The 17,051-nt window shown below is 48.3% G+C and carries 17 protein-coding genes; 10 read left to right on the top strand and 7 right to left on the bottom strand.

The features are described from left to right. The first annotated feature begins 187 nt into the window (after positions 1 to 187). Entirely contained in the window at positions 188 to 1,012 is an 825-nt protein-coding gene (locus tag FEK46_RS02425) for a protein bax (RefSeq protein ID WP_130210032.1), read from the top strand. A 128-nt stretch (positions 1,013 to 1,140) separates the two neighbouring features. Here the strand turns inward: FEK46_RS02425 and xylR are convergent, their stop codons facing one another. The 4 genes from xylR to xylF form a co-directional block, all read right to left on the bottom strand. Next, the gene (xylR, locus tag FEK46_RS02420) at positions 1,141 to 2,319 is read right to left on the bottom strand and encodes a D-xylose utilization transcriptional activator XylR (RefSeq protein WP_130210034.1); all 1,179 of its coding nucleotides are present in this window, start codon (positions 2,317 to 2,319) and stop codon (positions 1,141 to 1,143) included. A gap of 77 nt (positions 2,320 to 2,396) precedes the next feature. Further along, positions 2,397 to 3,578, bottom strand: coding sequence for a xylose ABC transporter permease XylH (gene xylH, locus FEK46_RS02415; RefSeq protein ID WP_130210036.1), 1,182 nt, complete (start codon positions 3,576 to 3,578; stop codon positions 2,397 to 2,399). Beyond that, positions 3,556 to 5,097, bottom strand: coding sequence for a D-xylose ABC transporter ATP-binding protein (gene xylG, locus FEK46_RS02410; protein WP_130260108.1), 1,542 nt, complete (start codon positions 5,095 to 5,097; stop codon positions 3,556 to 3,558). Before xylG ends, xylH begins: the two co-directional genes overlap by 23 nt. A gap of 77 nt (positions 5,098 to 5,174) precedes the next feature. Beyond that, entirely contained in the window at positions 5,175 to 6,167 is a 993-nt protein-coding gene (xylF, locus tag FEK46_RS02405; protein ID WP_130210040.1) for a D-xylose ABC transporter substrate-binding protein, read from the bottom strand. Between the two features lie 366 nt (positions 6,168 to 6,533). Between xylF and xylA the strand changes: the two genes are divergently transcribed. From xylA to yiaA, 4 genes are all read left to right on the top strand, one after another. Continuing rightward, positions 6,534 to 7,856, top strand: coding sequence for a xylose isomerase (gene xylA / locus FEK46_RS02400; protein WP_064527882.1), 1,323 nt, complete (start codon positions 6,534 to 6,536; stop codon positions 7,854 to 7,856). 70 nt (positions 7,857 to 7,926) lie between these two features. After that, the gene (gene xylB / locus FEK46_RS02395; RefSeq protein ID WP_135559174.1) at positions 7,927 to 9,381 is read left to right on the top strand and encodes a xylulokinase; all 1,455 of its coding nucleotides are present in this window, start codon (positions 7,927 to 7,929) and stop codon (positions 9,379 to 9,381) included. A gap of 166 nt (positions 9,382 to 9,547) precedes the next feature. Continuing rightward, positions 9,548 to 9,889, top strand: coding sequence for an inner membrane protein YiaB (gene yiaB / locus FEK46_RS02390; RefSeq protein ID WP_130210044.1), 342 nt, complete (start codon positions 9,548 to 9,550; stop codon positions 9,887 to 9,889). 45 nt (positions 9,890 to 9,934) lie between these two features. After that, a complete protein-coding gene (gene yiaA, locus FEK46_RS02385; protein ID WP_135559175.1) occupies positions 9,935 to 10,372 on the top strand; it encodes an inner membrane protein YiaA in 438 nt (145 codons plus the stop codon). Between the two features lie 36 nt (positions 10,373 to 10,408). Here the strand turns inward: yiaA and wecH are convergent, their stop codons facing one another. After that, the gene (wecH, locus tag FEK46_RS02380) at positions 10,409 to 11,404 is read right to left on the bottom strand and encodes an O-acetyltransferase WecH (protein WP_135559176.1); all 996 of its coding nucleotides are present in this window, start codon (positions 11,402 to 11,404) and stop codon (positions 10,409 to 10,411) included. A gap of 174 nt (positions 11,405 to 11,578) precedes the next feature. Between wecH and FEK46_RS02375 the strand changes: the two genes are divergently transcribed. From FEK46_RS02375 to yidD, 5 genes are all read left to right on the top strand, one after another. Next, on the top strand, positions 11,579 to 11,878 hold the full coding sequence (locus FEK46_RS02375) for a YsaB family lipoprotein (RefSeq protein ID WP_130210050.1): 300 nt from the start codon (positions 11,579 to 11,581) through the stop codon (positions 11,876 to 11,878). Between the two features lie 94 nt (positions 11,879 to 11,972). After that, positions 11,973 to 12,884 (top strand): glycine--tRNA ligase subunit alpha, encoded by a 912-nt coding sequence (gene glyQ / locus FEK46_RS02370; RefSeq protein ID WP_001168544.1) that lies wholly within the window; start codon positions 11,973 to 11,975, stop codon positions 12,882 to 12,884. 9 nt (positions 12,885 to 12,893) lie between these two features. Continuing rightward, positions 12,894 to 14,963: a glycine--tRNA ligase subunit beta gene (glyS, locus tag FEK46_RS02365; protein ID WP_130260114.1), complete on the top strand. Its 2,070-nt coding sequence runs from the start codon at positions 12,894 to 12,896 to the stop codon at positions 14,961 to 14,963. 323 nt (positions 14,964 to 15,286) lie between these two features. After that, positions 15,287 to 15,439: a type I toxin-antitoxin system toxin HokA gene (gene hokA / locus FEK46_RS02360; protein WP_001135725.1), complete on the top strand. Its 153-nt coding sequence runs from the start codon at positions 15,287 to 15,289 to the stop codon at positions 15,437 to 15,439. A 157-nt stretch (positions 15,440 to 15,596) separates the two neighbouring features. Beyond that, on the top strand, positions 15,597 to 15,968 hold the full coding sequence (gene yidD, locus FEK46_RS02355; protein WP_135559177.1) for a membrane protein insertion efficiency factor YidD: 372 nt from the start codon (positions 15,597 to 15,599) through the stop codon (positions 15,966 to 15,968). Between the two features lie 53 nt (positions 15,969 to 16,021). Here the strand turns inward: yidD and cspA are convergent, their stop codons facing one another. Beyond that, positions 16,022 to 16,234, bottom strand: a complete 213-nt coding sequence (gene cspA / locus FEK46_RS02350; RefSeq protein WP_000014594.1) for an RNA chaperone/antiterminator CspA — start codon at positions 16,232 to 16,234, stop codon at positions 16,022 to 16,024. A gap of 281 nt (positions 16,235 to 16,515) precedes the next feature. Further along, entirely contained in the window at positions 16,516 to 16,806 is a 291-nt protein-coding gene (locus tag FEK46_RS02345; protein ID WP_130210056.1) for an HTH-type transcriptional regulator, read from the bottom strand. Between the last annotated feature and the right edge of the window lie 245 nt (positions 16,807 to 17,051).

Genomic DNA, 17,051 nt, shown 5'->3' with positions numbered 1-17,051 from the left:
TTGCGATAAACCCCACATTTTCTGCGATTTAGCGCCAATCTGAACGGTTAACACGTGACATAGTTTCAGATTTGGACTATTCCTTGGGGTGCTCTTGACAGCTATTTTTGATATGATTTGAGATTCAACTCTCAAATTTGTGAAAAATATAAGGTGTTGGAATGATTAAATCCGACCAGGAGAACTGATGATTTTGACTCCCATACGACGATATGGGGCGATGATTCTTATGTTACTCACTCTGATGTTTTCGAGTGAGGTGTTAGCGAAAACGCACACGACAACAGCGAGTCAAAAGTCCCACATAACCAAAGCTAGTAATAAACAGGTAAGCAGTAAACAAGAGTATTCTCGCAATAGTGCAAAGAGCAGTTCACTTCCTGATTTGCGAAAATACCCTTCCGGAACACCAAGGAAAAAAGCGTTTCTCCGGACCGTAATGCCTTACATTACCAGCCAAAATGCTGCCATTACGGCGGAACGTAACTGGCTGATTTCAAAACAGTACCAGGGCCAATGGTCGCCTGCAGAGCGTGCGCGTCTGAAAGACATCGCCAAACGCTATAAGGTGAAGTGGTCTGGTAATACACGAAAAATCCCGTGGAATACGCTGCTTGAACGCGTAGACATTATCCCGACCAGTATGGTGGCGACGATGGCTGCGGCAGAAAGTGGTTGGGGTACGTCGAAGCTGGCGCGTAACAACAACAACCTGTTTGGCATGAAGTGCATGAAAGGGCGTTGTACCAATGCACCGGGTAAAGTGAAAGGCTACTCACAGTTCAGTTCTGTCAAAGAATCGGTGAGCGCCTATGTCACTAACCTGAATACGCACCCGGCTTACGCTTCGTTCCGTAAATCACGTGCACAATTGCGTAAAGCTGATCAGGAAATCACCGCCACAGCGATGATTCACAAGCTGAAAGGTTATTCAACGAAGGGACAGAGTTATAACAACTACCTGTTCGCGATGTACCAGGATAACCAGCGGTTAATCGCTGCGCATATGTAATTGCATTCCCTCGAGCCTTATCCGACTTGTTGGTCGGATAAGGCTTTTGCTCGCATCAGGTGGTTGTGCTGCGTTACCTGATGCGACGCTGGCGCGTCTTATCATGCCTGGCGGCTTTTCTCCTCCTGCTACAGCAGGACCTCGCTGTTTACATCGCGATACTCTTTCGGCGTTGTGTCATATGCTTTTTTAAATACAGAGTAGAAATATTGCAACGATGGATAACCGCACATTTGCGATATCTCGTTTATTGATAAGGTTGTTGAAATTAGCAGGCTGCGCGCTTTCTCCAGCTTCTCGGCATGAATCATTGCGTGTATGGTTTCGCCCACCTCTTCTTTAAAACGCTTCTCAAGATTGGAGCGTGATATGCCGACAGCGTCCAGTACCTGATCCACTTTAATCCCTTTGCAGGCGTGATTGCGGATGTAATGCATGGCCTGAATAACAGCCGGGTCGGTCAACGAACGGTAATCCGTAGAACGTCGTTCAATGACGCGTACTGGCGGGACCAAAATCCGCTGCAACGGCATCGCTTCTTTATCTAGCAACCGATGCAGAAGTTTTGCCGCCTGATAGCCCATTTGCCGTGCGCCCTGGGCAACCGAAGAAAGCGCGACGCGAGAAAGATAGCGGGTCAGCTCTTCGTTATCGATGCCAATTACGCATAATTTTTCCGGTACGGGAATATGCAGATGCTCGCAAACTTGCAGAATATGCCGCGCCCGGGCGTCAGTAACGGCAATAATCCCGGTTTGCGGTGGCAGCGTTTGCAACCAGTCGGCCAACCGGTTTTGCGCGTGCTGCCAGTTTTCTGGCGCAGTTTCCAGTCCCTGATAAACGACACCACGGTACTTTTCTTCGGCGACAAGCTGGCGAAAAGCATATTCGCGTTCGGCTGCCCATCTTTTGCCACTCGACTCCGGCAGACCATAAAAAGCAAAGCGGTTAACGCCTTTTTCTTTTAAATGCAAAAATGCGCTTTCAACCAGCGCATAGTTATCAGTGGCAATGTAATGTACGGGCGGATAGCTTTCTGCCAGGTGATACGAGCCGCCAACCCCGACAATGGGGACGTCGACATCAGCCAACGCTTGCTCGATTTGTTTATCGTCAAAGTCGGCAATAACGCCATCTCCTAACCAGTCCTTGATTTTATCAATGCGGGCGCGGAAATCTTCTTCAATGAAAATATCCCATTCCGATTGTGACGCCTGTAAATATTCCCCCACACCTTCTACAACTTGACGGTCATAGGCTTTATTAGCATTGAACAGTAATGTGATTCGGTGACGTTTAGTAAACATGGTTCTTTTCCTGCTGAATCATGCAAAAACTCAAAACCGGCAACACGTTACCGGTTTTGAGAAAATTTTTATCAAAATCAGGAACGGCGTTTGGTTGCGGAGTCCATCCATACTGCCAGCAACAGAATCGCACCTTTGACGATATACTGCCAGAAGGTCGGAACATCCATCATACTCATGCCGTTATCCAGCGAAGCCATGATGAATGCCCCCATCACAGCCCCCGCAACACTCCCTACGCCGCCAGCCAGACTGGTGCCGCCAATCACGCAGGCTGCAATGGCATCCAGTTCGGCGATATTACCGGCAGAAGGCGAGCCTGCACCAAGCCGTGAACTGAGGATTAACCCCGCGATGGCCACCATCAAACCGTTGATAGCAAACACGACAAGTTTGGTGCGTTCTACGTTAATCCCGGAGAGTCGCGCCGCTTCCAGATTGCCGCCAATAGCGTAAATGCGCCGCCCGAAAGCTGTCCTTGTTGCCATAAACATGCCGCCGAGTAACAGCAACGTCAGCAGCAGGACAGGAGTAGGAACGCCACGGTAATCATTCAGTAGCCAGATTGCGCCTAATACGATGATGGCGGTCAAAGCCTGGCGACCGACCACCGCTGTAGATGCCGGAGACTGTAAACCCAAAGCTTGTCGGCGCATTCTTCCACGCCATTGCCAGCCGACAAAAGCCATTAAGCCAAGCGCGCCAATAATGAAACCGGTGCTGGCGGGTAGATAACTCTGTCCAATTTGTGACATCGCGGCGCTGGTGGGGGAAACCGTCGTACCGTTAGTGATGCCAATGAGGATGCCGCGAAATGCCAACATGCCCGCCAGAGTGACAATAAATGAAGGCACTTTGCGGTACGCGACCCACCAACCATTCCATGCGCCGAGAAGCAGGCCCAGAACCAGCGTCACAATAATGGTGAGCGGCAGAGGCCAGCCTAACCAGACGTCGCAGATAGCGGCGACGCCGCCTAATAGCCCCATCATCGAGCCGACCGAGAGGTCGATTTCGGCAGAAATTATGACGAACACCATCCCTACCGCAAGGATGCCGGTAATCGCGGTCTGGCGCAGCAAGTTGGAGACGTTACGGGCGCTTAAATAGGCGCCGTCAGTAGTCCAGGTAAAGAACAGCATGATGGCGATGATTGCTGCAATCATCACGAAGACTTGTAAATTCAGTGACTTCAGCACAGAGAAGCCACCGGATGTCGGTACGGCTAATTTCACTTCAGACGGATTGCTTTTCGACATGATGTTCGCTCCTCAATGCGGCTTCCATCACCTGCTCCTGAGTCAGGTTATGATTTATCAGGTTGGCTTTTAGTTTTCCTTCATGCATCACCAGTACGCGATCGCTAAGACCAAGTACTTCAGGTAATTCAGAAGAGATGACAATGACGGCTATACCCTGCTGGACGAGTTGGTTAATTAATTTGTAGATCTCGTATTTCGCGCCAATATCGATACCCCTGGTAGGTTCATCAAGAATGAGAATGCGCGGGTTGAGTAACAGACAGCGTGCCAGGATCGCTTTTTGTTGATTGCCGCCGCTTAAACGTCCAATAGCAAGTTCCGGAGACGACGTTTTCACTTTGAGTCGCTGGATTGATTCCAGAATACATTTTTGCTCTGCGGCATCATCAAGCTGGCTAATACCCCCGGTAAATTTACTGAGTGCGGCGAGGGTAATATTTTTACCAACTGCCATTACCGGAACGATGCCATCACGCTTTCTATCTTCTGGCACCATTGCAATACCCTGGGCGATGGCGTGCTGGCAATTACGAATATCCACTTGTTTGCCATCAATATAGATTTTCCCTTCCCATTGTCCGGGCCAAACGCCAAAAAGGCATTGAATAGTTTCGGTGCGACCAGCGCCGACCAGTCCAGCAATCCCCAGTATTTCGCCACGTTTCAGGGAAAACGAGACATCGTTAACCCGTTTAATATGACGATTAACCGGATGCCATGCCGTCAGATGTTCTATGCGTAATATTTCATCGCCAGTGGTATGTGGTTCGTTTGGGTACAGTGCCGTTAATTCTCGCCCAACCATCATGGTGATAATATCGTCTTCGCTCATTCCGGCTGCATCACGCGTACCTATGTGCTGACCGTCGCGAATAACACAAATTGTGTCGGAAATCGCTTTGACTTCGTTGAGCTTGTGAGAAATATAGATACATGCGATGCCGTGTTGTTGCAGATCGCGAATAATATCCAGTAAAACTGTGGTTTCCAGCTCAGTTAATGAGGCTGTTGGTTCATCGAGAATTAATAAACGCACCTGTTTATTTAGTGCCTTGGCAATTTCAACGAGTTGTTGTTGCCCAAGCCCTAAATCACCCACGCGGGTATCTGGTGAAATGGATAAGCTGACTTGCGCTAACAGTTTCTGACAGCGTAGCGTCATCAGGTCATAATCCATGACCCCATTGTGGGTTATCTCATTGCCAAGAAAGATATTTTCCAGCACGGTCAACTCTTTCACCAATGCTAATTCCTGGTGAATGATGGCAATACCTTTGCGTTCGGTATCGCGGATGTGACTTGCCTGTATTACTTCACCAGCAAAAGTAATTTCGCCTTCGTAACTGCCAAAGGGATAAATTCCGCATAGCACTTTCATTAATGTTGATTTACCAGAACCGTTCTCACCGCAAAGTGAGACGATCTCACCAGCATTTAGCCGTAAACTGACGTTATCTATCGCCTTTACGCTGCCGAAAGTTTTGGTAATGCTCTTCATTTCAAGTAGATAAGACATAACGACTCCACCTAAGCCAATCAGTTCATGCGGCATGGAGAGAAATCACGTCCCCGTTGTCGACAGGGACGTAACGCTTAAAGCTCGCTCTCCTTGTGGAAACCGTCTTTAATCACCGTGTCTTTGATGTTGTTTTTATTCACATCAATAGGTGTCAGCAGGCGGGATGGAACATCTTTCAGCCCATTATTCAGCGTGGTATCTGCTTTAGGTTGTTGATCGTTACCCAGTTCAACGGCAATTTCCGCGGCAGTATTTGCCAGAAGAGTAATCGGTTTATACACCGTCATGGTTTGCGTACCCGCAGCAATACGTTTAATGCCGGCGAGATCCGCATCCTGACCGGAAATGGCGACTTTCCCTGACAAACCTTGCGCGCTTAATGCCTGAATAGCCCCGCCAGCAGTAGCATCGTTAGAAGCAACAACAGCGTCAATTTTGTTATTGTTGGCGGTCAACGCGTTTTCCATAATTTTCAGCGCGTTTTCTGGTAACCAGCCATCAACCCATTGGTCGCCTACGACTTTAATTTTCCCGGAGTCGACGTAAGGTTTTAATACTTTCATTTGCCCGGCGCGGAAAAGCTTAGCGTTGTTATCCACCGGAGAGCCGCCCATCAGGAAATAATTTCCTTGCGGGACGATATCGACCAGCGCTTTTGCTTGTAGTTCGCCCACTTTTTCGTTATCGAAAGAAATATAAAAGTCGATATCAGCATCATTAATCATGCGGTCGTAAGCTAATACTTTAATGCCTTCTTGTTTTGCTTCTTTTACAACGTTACTTAATACCTGTCCGTTATACGGAATAATGACAAGAACATCGACTCCCCGGTTAATCATGTTTTCAATCTGCGACATTTGAGTTTCTTCGTTGCCATTTGCAGACTGCACAAATACTTTTGCGCCGAGAGATTCAGCTTTTTTCACGAAAATATCCCGGTCTTTCTGCCAGCGCTCAAGACGGAGATCATCAATAGCCATACCAATTTTGACTTCTTTAGCATGTGCCGCAACGTTGGTTAGCAGAAGTGAGGTGCACAGGGTGAGTAAAATGTTCTTTATTTTCATGGTTCAGAGGCCTTCTTTTGTTAGAGGGTAGCTTTAAAAAGTAACAATCACCGCGTTAAACGTGACCAATTTTTAGCAACTAAATGGGGGAAAACAATTACAGATTTTTATCTTTCGATTACGATTTTTCGTTTATTTCTTGATTTATGACCGAGATCTTATTTTTGTTGGTTAATCGAATTTGTTGCATTTTTCTCTTCGAGTAATTACCCAATTTCATCATTCCATTTTATTTTGCGAGCGAGCGCACACTTGTGAATTATCTCAATAGCAGTGTGAAATAACATAATTGAGCAACTTAAAGGGAGTGCCCAATATTACGACATCATCCATTACCCGCGGCATTACCTGATTATGGAGTTCATTATGCAAGCTTATTTTGACCAGCTCGATCGCGTTCGTTATGAAGGCCCGAAATCCTCTAACCCGTTAGCATTCCGTCACTACAACCCCGACGAATTGGTGTTGGGTAAGCGTATGGAAGACCATTTGCGTTTTGCTGCTTGCTACTGGCACACCTTCTGCTGGAACGGGGCGGATATGTTTGGCGTAGGCGCGTTTAACCGTCCCTGGCAGCAACCTGGCGAGGCGCTGGCATTGGCGAAGCGTAAAGCAGATGTCGCATTTGAGTTTTTCCACAAATTACATGTGCCTTTTTATTGTTTCCACGATGTGGACGTTTCCCCGGAAGGCGCATCGTTAAAAGAGTACATCAATAACTTTGCGCAAATGGTCGATGTGCTGGCAGGTAAACAAGAAGAGAGCGGCGTGAAACTGCTGTGGGGAACCGCTAACTGCTTTACTAACCCACGTTATGGTGCGGGCGCAGCTACGAATCCCGACCCGGAAGTTTTCAGCTGGGCAGCAACACAAGTCGTTACGGCGATGGAAGCAACGCATAAACTGGGTGGTGAAAACTATGTATTGTGGGGCGGTCGCGAAGGTTACGAAACGCTGCTGAATACCGATTTGCGTCAGGAGCGTGAACAGATTGGCCGCTTTATGCAGATGGTGGTTGAGCATAAACATAAAATCGGTTTCCAGGGTACCCTGCTTATCGAACCGAAACCGCAAGAGCCGACCAAACATCAATATGATTACGATGCCGCGACGGTCTACGGCTTCCTGAAGCAGTTTGGCCTGGAAAAAGAGATTAAACTGAATATTGAAGCAAACCATGCAACGTTGGCGGGGCACTCTTTCCACCATGAAATTGCCACCGCCATTGCGCTTGGTCTGTTCGGTTCTGTCGATGCTAACCGTGGTGACGCGCAGTTGGGCTGGGATACCGACCAGTTCCCGAACAGCGTGGAAGAAAATGCGCTGGTGATGTATGAAATTCTCAAAGCGGGTGGTTTTACCACCGGTGGTTTGAACTTCGATGCCAAAGTACGTCGTCAGAGCACCGATAAATATGACCTGTTCTACGGTCATATTGGCGCGATGGATACGATGGCACTGGCGCTGAAAATTGCAGCACGCATGATTGAAGACGGTGAGCTGGATAAACGCGTAGCGCAACGTTATTCCGGCTGGAATAGCGAACTGGGCCAGCAAATTCTGAAAGGCCAAATGTCACTGGCGGATTTAGCAAAATATGCCCAGGAACATAATCTTGCACCGGTGCATCAGAGTGGTCGCCAGGAGCAGTTAGAAAATCTGGTAAACCATTATCTGTTCGACAAATAACGGCTAACTGTGCAGTCCGTTGGCCCGGTTATCGGTAGCGATACCGGGCATTTTTTAAGGAACGATCGCTATGTATATCGGGATAGATCTTGGCACATCGGGCGTGAAAGTCATTCTGCTCAACAAACAGGGTGAGGTAATTGCTTCACAAACAGAAAAACTAACCGTTTCGCGCCCACATCCCCTCTGGTCGGAACAAGACCCGGAACAGTGGTGGCAGGCAACTGATCGTGCAGTGAGAACACTTGCGCGACAATGTTCTTTGCAAGAGGTTAAGGCGTTAGGTATTGCCGGACAGATGCACGGAGCAACGTTACTTGATGCTCGGCAGCAGGTATTACGTCCAGCGATTTTGTGGAATGACGGGCGCTGTGCGCAAGAGTGCGCTTTGCTTGAAGCACGAGTCCCGGATTCGCGCGCTATAACCGGCAATCTGATGATGCCCGGATTTACCGCGCCTAAGCTGCTGTGGGTGCAACGCCATGAGCCAGATATATTCCGTCAGGTAGACAAAGTTTTATTGCCAAAAGATTATTTGCGTCTGCGTATGACCGGAGAGTTTGCCAGTGATATGTCTGATGCGGCAGGCACCATGTGGCTGGATGTCGCGAAGCGTGACTGGAGTGATGTCATGCTGCAAGCTTGCCAGCTGTCCCGTGACCAGATGCCAGCATTATACGAAGGCAGTGAAGTTACTGGGACTTTGCTACCCGAGGTGGCAAAAGCATGGGGAATGGCGGCAGTGCCTGTTGTCGCGGGCGGCGGCGATAATGCGGCTGGCGCGGTTGGTGTGGGTATGGTTGATGCCAACCAGGCAATGCTGTCGCTGGGAACTTCTGGTGTTTATTTTGCGGTGAGTGAAGGGTTCTTAAGCAAGCCGGAAAGCGCTGTACACAGCTTTTGCCATGCATTACCACAGCGTTGGCATTTAATGTCGGTGATGTTGAGTGCGGCATCGTGTCTGGATTGGGCCGCGAAATTAACCGGCCTGAGCAATGTTCCAGCCTTAATTACAGCTGCGCAACAGGCAGATGAAAGTGCCGAGCCAATCTGGTTTTTGCCTTATCTTTCCGGCGAGCGTACCCCGCACAATAATCCACAGGCGAAGGGGGTTTTCTTTGGCCTGACCCATCAACACGGCCCTAATGAACTGGCGCGAGCAGTGCTGGAAGGCGTGGGTTATGCGCTGGCCGATGGCATGGATGTCGTGCACGCCTGCGGTATTAAACCGCAAAGTATTACCCTGATTGGTGGTGGAGCGCGTAGTGAGTACTGGCGTCAGATGCTGGCGGATATCAGCGGTCAGCAGTTGGATTACCGCTCGGGTGGTGATGTAGGACCTGCACTGGGCGCAGCAAGGTTGGCGCAGATTGCGGTGAATCCAGATAAATCACTCAGTGAATTGTTGCCGCAACTGCCGTTAGAGCAGTCGCATATGCCGAACGCGCAGCATCATGCCGCTTATCAGCCACGACGCGAAACATTCCGTCGTCTCTACCAGCAACTTCTGCCACTAATGGCGTAAACTTATCCCCTGCCTGACCGGGCAGGGATAATTCCTGTCTATATAAATTATCAATTCATTAGTATTCAATATGAATTTATTCTGAAAATCATTTGTTAATGGTATTTTTCAGTTTTGTCTTTCGTTGGTTAATCGTAATGTATCGCTGGTAGATACGGAGATCATTATGAAAACCTCAAAGACTGTGGCAAAACTATTATTCGTTGTCGGGGCGTTGGTTTATCTGGTTGGGCTATGGATCTCATGCCCATTGTTAAGCGGCAAAGGCTATTTTCTCGGTGTGTTAATGACGGGAACGTTTGGCAATTATGCTTATCTTCGTGCTGAAAAACTCGGGCAACTGGATGACATGTTTATTCGCATCTGCCAGTTAGTTGCGTTAATCACTATCGGTCTGTTGTTTATCGGTGTTTTAAATGCACCTATCAATGCTTATGAAATGGTGATCTACCCCATCGCCTTTTTTGTCTGCTTGTTTGGTCAAATGCGTTTGTTTCGCTCGGCATGAGCAACATAAAGCTCTTACACATTCAGGAATGAAAGGAATACTGTGATGGAAAACAAAATATCAACCTATTCTCCAGCATTTAGCATTGTGTCATGGATAGCGCTTGGCGGCGGTATTGTTACCTATTTATTAGGGCTATGGAATGCGGAAATGCAGTTAAATGAAAAAGGATATTACTTTGCTGTTCTGGTGCTAGGACTATTTTCAGCCGCATCTTATCAAAAAACTGTGCGGGACAAATATGAAGGCATCCCCACTACATCCATTTATTATATGACCCGCCTGGTTGTCTTTATCATTTCTGTTGCATTACTGATAGTTGGTCTGTGGAATGCAACATTATTACTCAGCGAAAAAGGGTTTTATGGTCTGGCCTTCTTTTTAAGTTTGTTTGGTGCAGTAGCAGTGCAGAAGAATATTCGTGATGCTGGAGTTAATCCATCAAAAGAAACTGTGGTTGTTCAGGAAGAATATAGCGAATAATCCTTGTAAGCCCGGTCAGTGTGACCGGGCTTTTGCTCAACTTACGAATCTGTTGCGGTCGATTCGTTGCACCAGCACAGAAAGTAATAAGCTTGTGGCCAGCGTGGCGCAGAAGATCCAGATAATATCCAGTATTGGCCAGTTTTTAAGCTCAATCCCCCGGGTACGCAGCGCATGGATAATCAATGCGTGGAACCCGTATATACCTAAAGAATGGCGTGATATCAGCCCAAGCCCGGGAACAGTGCGTGTATCCAGCGTATTTTTTACCAGCGTCAGTAACGCGATTGCACAGATAAAAACCATCGGTCCGCAATAGAGATACCAGGTATCGGCAAAATTTCCTCGCCACTGTAATTCATATAATGTCCCGCGAGAGATAATAAATACCCCCGCAACAAACAGCGTGGCGCTCACCCACGACAGTGATTTATGTTGCGTATCCATCATGCCAATGGCGCGGCCCAACATGCCATACAGGATGTAGTAAAAAGTATCGCCATTGATATATAAGTTAATCGGTAGCCATTCGAAGCCGTCAATCTTCTGTGGCACTGTGTTTGGGTTAGCGATGATGCCAATCACCACCATTAGTACCAGCAACATTTTACTGCTAACGTTCTTCACCTGAATCAGCGGCGAAACCAGATAAATCACCGCAATCGCGAAGAAAAACCATAAGTGATAAAACACAGGCTTTTGTAGCAGGTTTTTCAGCGCTAACTCCACATTGATAGCGGTAAAAAGCGCAATGTAGATCAACGCGATGACACTATAAAACAGCAGACATAAGCCAATGCGCAAGAAATGACGTGGTTGGGCGCTACGTTCGCCAAAAAAGAGATAGCCGGAAATCATGAAAAATAGCGGCACGCTGACACGGGAGGCAGAATTTAGAACATTCGCGATATCCCAGGTTACGGGGCTAACGCTATGGGCGTTGGTTACATACCAGGTGGTGGTATGAATCATCACCACCATTAAACAGGCTATCCCTCGCAGGTTATCAATCCAATAAATTTTGGGCTGCATCTGTGTCTCTGTAACTGGTTAAAAAAAGGTCTGACCGATAAATCATTCAGCTGTTGCACTGGAATAATCCGAGTTTTATCTCTACAGCTTATAGAGGCTTGAGGAAATTCGTTAGATTCAGCCACTATACCGATATTAATAATAAGACTCACCTGCAAATAAGACGGTAATTTAATGATGATGAACTCTTTCTTTCCAGCAATGGCACTTATTGTGTTAGTGGGATGCTCGACACCGCCACCCGAGCAGAAAGCACAGCGGGTAAAGGTTGAGCCGCTGCGTTCATTGAATATGGAAGCATTGTGCAAGGGTCAGGCAGCAAAACGTTATAACACCGGCGAGCAAAAAATCGACGTCACTGCCTTTGAACAGTTCCAGGGAAGCTACGAAATGCGTGGTTATACCTTCCGGAAAGAGCAGTTTGTCTGTTCTTTTGACGCAGATGGCCATTTTTTGCATCTTTCCATGCGTTAAGCCCTGCTTTTTCCCGTTTCGTACTGTATATCTTCCATCCAGCGGGTATACTGATCCCTTCCTTTAAATCCACACGTATCCAGCACGAAATAATATGCAAAAGTTTGATACCAGGACCTTCCAGGGCTTGATCCTGACCTTACAGGATTACTGGGCTCGCCAGGGCTGCACCATTGTTCAACCATTGGACATGGAAGTCGGCGCGGGAACCTCTCACCCAATGACCTGTCTGCGCGCGCTGGGGCCAGAACCGATGGCGGCTGCTTATGTTCAGCCTTCTCGTCGCCCGACCGATGGTCGCTATGGCGAAAACCCCAACCGTTTACAGCACTACTATCAGTTCCAGGTGGTCATTAAGCCATCGCCGGACAATATTCAGGAGCTGTACCTCGGTTCTCTGAAAGAGCTGGGCATGGACCCGACTATCCACGATATCCGTTTCGTGGAAGATAACTGGGAAAACCCGACGCTGGGTGCCTGGGGGCTGGGCTGGGAAGTGTGGCTGAACGGCATGGAAGTGACACAGTTCACTTACTTCCAGCAGGTTGGTGGTCTGGAGTGTAAACCGGTTACCGGCGAGATCACCTACGGTCTGGAACGTCTGGCAATGTACATTCAGGGCGTAGACAGCGTTTACGACCTGGTCTGGAGCGACGGCCCGCTGGGTAAAACCACCTACGGCGACGTGTTCCATCAGAACGAAGTGGAACAATCCACCTACAACTTCGAATACGCGGACGTGGACTTCCTGTTCACCTGCTTCGAGCAGTACGAGAAAGAAGCGCAGCAGCTGCTGGCGCTGGAAAATCCGCTGCCGCTGCCAGCCTACGAACGTATTCTGAAAGCCGCCCACAGCTTCAACCTGCTGGATGCGCGTAAAGCCATCTCCGTCACCGAGCGTCAGCGCTACATTCTGCGCATTCGCACCCTGACCAAAGCAGTGGCAGAAGCATACTACGCTTCCCGTGAAGCCCTCGGCTTCCCGATGTGCAACAAAGATAAGTAAGAGGCGGCTATGTCTGAGAAAACTTTTCTGGTGGAAATCGGCACTGAAGAGCTGCCACCAAAAGCACTGCGCAGCCTGGCAGAGTCCTTTGCTGCGAACTTTACTGCGGAGCTGGATAACGCTGGCCTCGCACACGGCACCGTTCAATGGTTTGCTGCTCCGCGTCGTCTGGCGCTGAAAGTAGCTAACCTGGCGGAAGCACAGCCGGATCGCGAAATCGAAAAACGTGGCCCGGCAATTGCCCAGGCGTTCGACGCCGAAGGTAAACCGAGCAAAGCGGCAGAAGGTTGGGCGCGTGGTTGCGGTATTACCGTTGACCAGGCAGAGCGCCTGACCACTGACAAAGGCGAATGGCTGCTGTATCGCGCCCACGTGAAAGGCGAAAGTACCGAAGCACTGCTGCCGAATATGGTTGCGACTTCGCTGGCGAAACTGCCGATCCCGAAACTGATGCGCTGGGGCGCGTCTGACGTTCACTTTGTGCGTCCGGTTCACACCGTAACCCTGCTGCTGGGCGACAAAGTTATTCCGGCGACGATCCTGGGCATTCAGTCCGATCGCGTGATTCGCGGTCACCGCTTTATGGGCGAACCGGAATTCACTATCGACAATGCCGATCAGTATCCGGAGATTCTGCGTGAGCGCGGGAAAGTCATCGCCGATTATGAAGAACGTAAGGCGAAGATTAAAGCCGATGCCGAAGAAGCAGCGCGTAAGATTGGCGGTAACGCTGACTTAAGCGAAAGTCTGCTGGAAGAAGTGGCTTCTCTGGTTGAATGGCCGGTTGTTCTGACCGCGAAATTCGAAGAGAAATTCCTCGCTGTGCCGTCTGAAGCACTGGTTTACACTATGAAAGGTGACCAGAAGTACTTCCCGGTGTACGCGAACGACGGCAAACTGCTGCCGAACTTTATCTTCGTTGCCAACATCGAATCGAAAGATCCGCAGCAAATTATCTCCGGTAACGAGAAAGTCGTTCGTCCACGTCTGGCAGATGCCGAGTTCTTCTTCAACACCGACCGTAAAAAACGTCTGGAAGATAACCTGCCGCGCCTGCAAACCGTGCTGTTCCAGCAACAGCTGGGTACGCTGCGCGACAAAACTGACCGCATCCAGGCGCTGGCTGGCTGGATTGCTGAACAGATTGGCGCTGACGTTAACCACGCAACCCGTGCGGGCCTGCTGTCTAAGTGCGACCTGATGACCAATATGGTCTTCGAGTTCACCGACACTCAGGGCGTGATGGGTATGCACTACGCGCGTCACGATGGCGAAGCGGAAGATGTAGCTGTTGCGCTGAACGAGCAGTATCAGCCGCGTTTTGCCGGTGATGACCTGCCGTCTAACCCGGTGGCCTGTGCGCTGGCGATTGCTGACAAGATGGACACCCTGGCGGGTATCTTCGGTATTGGTCAGCATCCGAAAGGCGACAAAGACCCGTTTGCGCTGCGTCGTGCCGCACTTGGCGTGCTGCGTATTATCGTTGAGAAGAACCTCAACCTTGATCTGCAAACGCTGACCGAAGAAGCGGTGCGCTTGTACGGTGATAAGCTGACCAACGCCAACGTGGTTGATGACGTTATCGACTTTATGCTTGGTCGCTTCCGCGCCTGGTATCAGGACGAAGGTTACACCGTTGACACCATCCAGGCGGTACTGGCGCGTCGTCCGACTCGTCCGGCAGATTTCGATGCTCGTATGAAAGCAGTATCGCACTTCCGTACGCTGGATGCGGCGGCTGCACTGGCGGCGGCGAACAAACGTGTATCCAACATTCTGGCGAAATCTGCCGAAGTGCTGAGCGATCGCGTGAATGCCTCTACCCTGAAAGAGCCGGAAGAAATTAAGCTGGCGATGCAGGTTGTGGTGCTGCGCGACAAACTGGAGCCGTACTTTGCTGAAGGTCGTTACCAGGATGCGCTGGTCGAACTGGCCGAGTTGCGTGAACCGGTAGATGCTTTCTTCGATAAAGTGATGGTCATGGTTGATGACAAAGATCTGCGTATCAACCGTCTGACCATGCTGGAAAAACTGCGCGAATTATTCCTGCGCGTTGCGGATATTTCGCTGTTGCAGTAATAACACTGTTATTAAATAGCCTGCCACTTGGCAGGCTTTTTTTATAGCTAAATAATACAGCTACCTTTAATAATTTTCTGCTGAATAAAAATTATCTCATATATTAATTTCATGAGATTTTTTTAGGATTTTATTAAGGAGAGGAAAGGAATTTATTACGCTAGAATAGCTGTGGGTGCTTGAGACTGTTTGTCTCAGGTATTCACCGAAAGGCAGACAGAGAAAAGCCCCACCTGACTATAAATCAAAGTGAGGCTACCTCTATGCCTGAACACCATAAGGTTAGCCTCTTACTCGTTGGAAATCAACACAGGAGGCTGGGAATGCCGCAAAAATACGGATTACTTTCTTTAATAGTGATTTGTTTCACGCTTTTATTTTTCACCTGGATGGTAAGAGATTCACTGTGTGAATTGCATATTAAACAGGGGAGTTATGAGCTGGCGGCATTTTTAGCCTGCAATTTGAAAGAGTAAGAGTCTTCGGCGGGAAGTTATTCCCGCCTTTCTTACGGTGTTGGGTATTCTCAATGCACCCTAATTTATTTCCTTGATGAATATTATTTAAAAAATGCGAATGGATTTGGCTATTAAATAGGTTTTTAATTGAGAACAGGAATGGTTCGGAGCCTTCATGAATAAACTGCTTTTACTGTTGATAATGCTTTATCAACGACATCTTTCTCCTCGCAAAGGATATCGCTGTGCTTACAGTGTGTTGCACCAAACGCAGGGATGTTCGGGAGCGGTCAAAGAGATTATTCAACAGAAAGGTGTTATTGCAGGCTGGGGCGAGATACGTCAGCGTTTTGCAGATTGCCGGCTTGCGGCACAGACAATCAGGCAGAAGCAACACCTGAACGAGGTTACACGTAAAAAGAAGAATAATGATTGTGATTGTTCCGGGTGCGATGGTGCGGCCTGTCGTGATTGCCACATCCCGGTGCCGGATCTGGATTGTTCCTGCGACTGTTCTTCTCTACATATAAAGCGGTTTTTCCAATAAAAAAATCCCCGCCAAATGGCAGGGATCTTAGATTCTGTGCTTTTAAGCAGAGATTACAGGCTGGTTACGTTACCAGCTGCCGGGCCTTTAGCGCCGCTTTCGATGGTGAAGGACACTTTCTGACCTTCGTCCAGAGATTTGTAACCATCGTTCTGGATAGCAGAGAAGTGTACGAACACGTCTTTAGAGCCATCGTCAGGAGTGATGAAGCCGAAGCCTTTGTCAGCGTTGAACCATTTTACGATACCAGTCATTTTACCGGACATAGTGTATTACCTTTAATAATTAAGTGTGCCTTTCGGCGATATGGCGTGCTTTACAGATTTTGAAGCGTTAAAGGAAATGTGCACTACGAGGGGTATCAACGATAACTCTTGAAGGGACTTGCCTTACTACACTGCTTTAATGGTCTGTACGTCAAACCGTTGATGTGCATTAAGCCACGCATTGGAGGTGGATGCAACAATTATTTTTCAAATTTATGATTAATCGGTCGGAAAACGGCCCTGTCATCAGGACCGTAAACATCAAAAAAGTTAATAAAACTCTATTCCATCAACTGCTTACTTAATGCCGGATTGGCCTGAATCAGACGCATTAATTTTAGTTCAGCACTGGAAGGCTTCACTCGTCTGGATTCCCATTCCTTTACCATCGCAACGGATACGCCCAAAACACGAGCGAAATCATCAATTTTTAACCCCGTTCCTTTGCGTAATTGCTCAATCTCGGTACAGGGCGTAGGTCTGTGCATCAGGGTAATCTTCTGTGTTTCATCTTTAAAAACAATTTGTTCCAGGCTGCTCAACAGCTCAAGCATTGGATCTTTATATTCCATTGAAAACTCCTCAAATCACACTGCGGGATCGTGAATTGCATTGAAGCTCATTAAGAATAGTCGGGAAACACAGACTCAGCGGGAAGCAACCAGAGTGTGATTCGATTCAGCCTATCAATAACTGTGACTTATAGTTGCCTAACGATATGATTAATGCCGATATATTTCGCAGAATCCCGGATTGTAAAGATTCCGAAAATTTCACCTACCTAAGAGAAGTAAAGTCCTGGCTAAAAAACGCAATA

The organism is Escherichia sp. E4736 (assembly GCF_005781225.1).
GTDB lineage: Bacteria > Pseudomonadota > Gammaproteobacteria > Enterobacterales > Enterobacteriaceae > Escherichia.
This window is presented reverse-complemented; position numbering and strand designations above follow the sequence as displayed.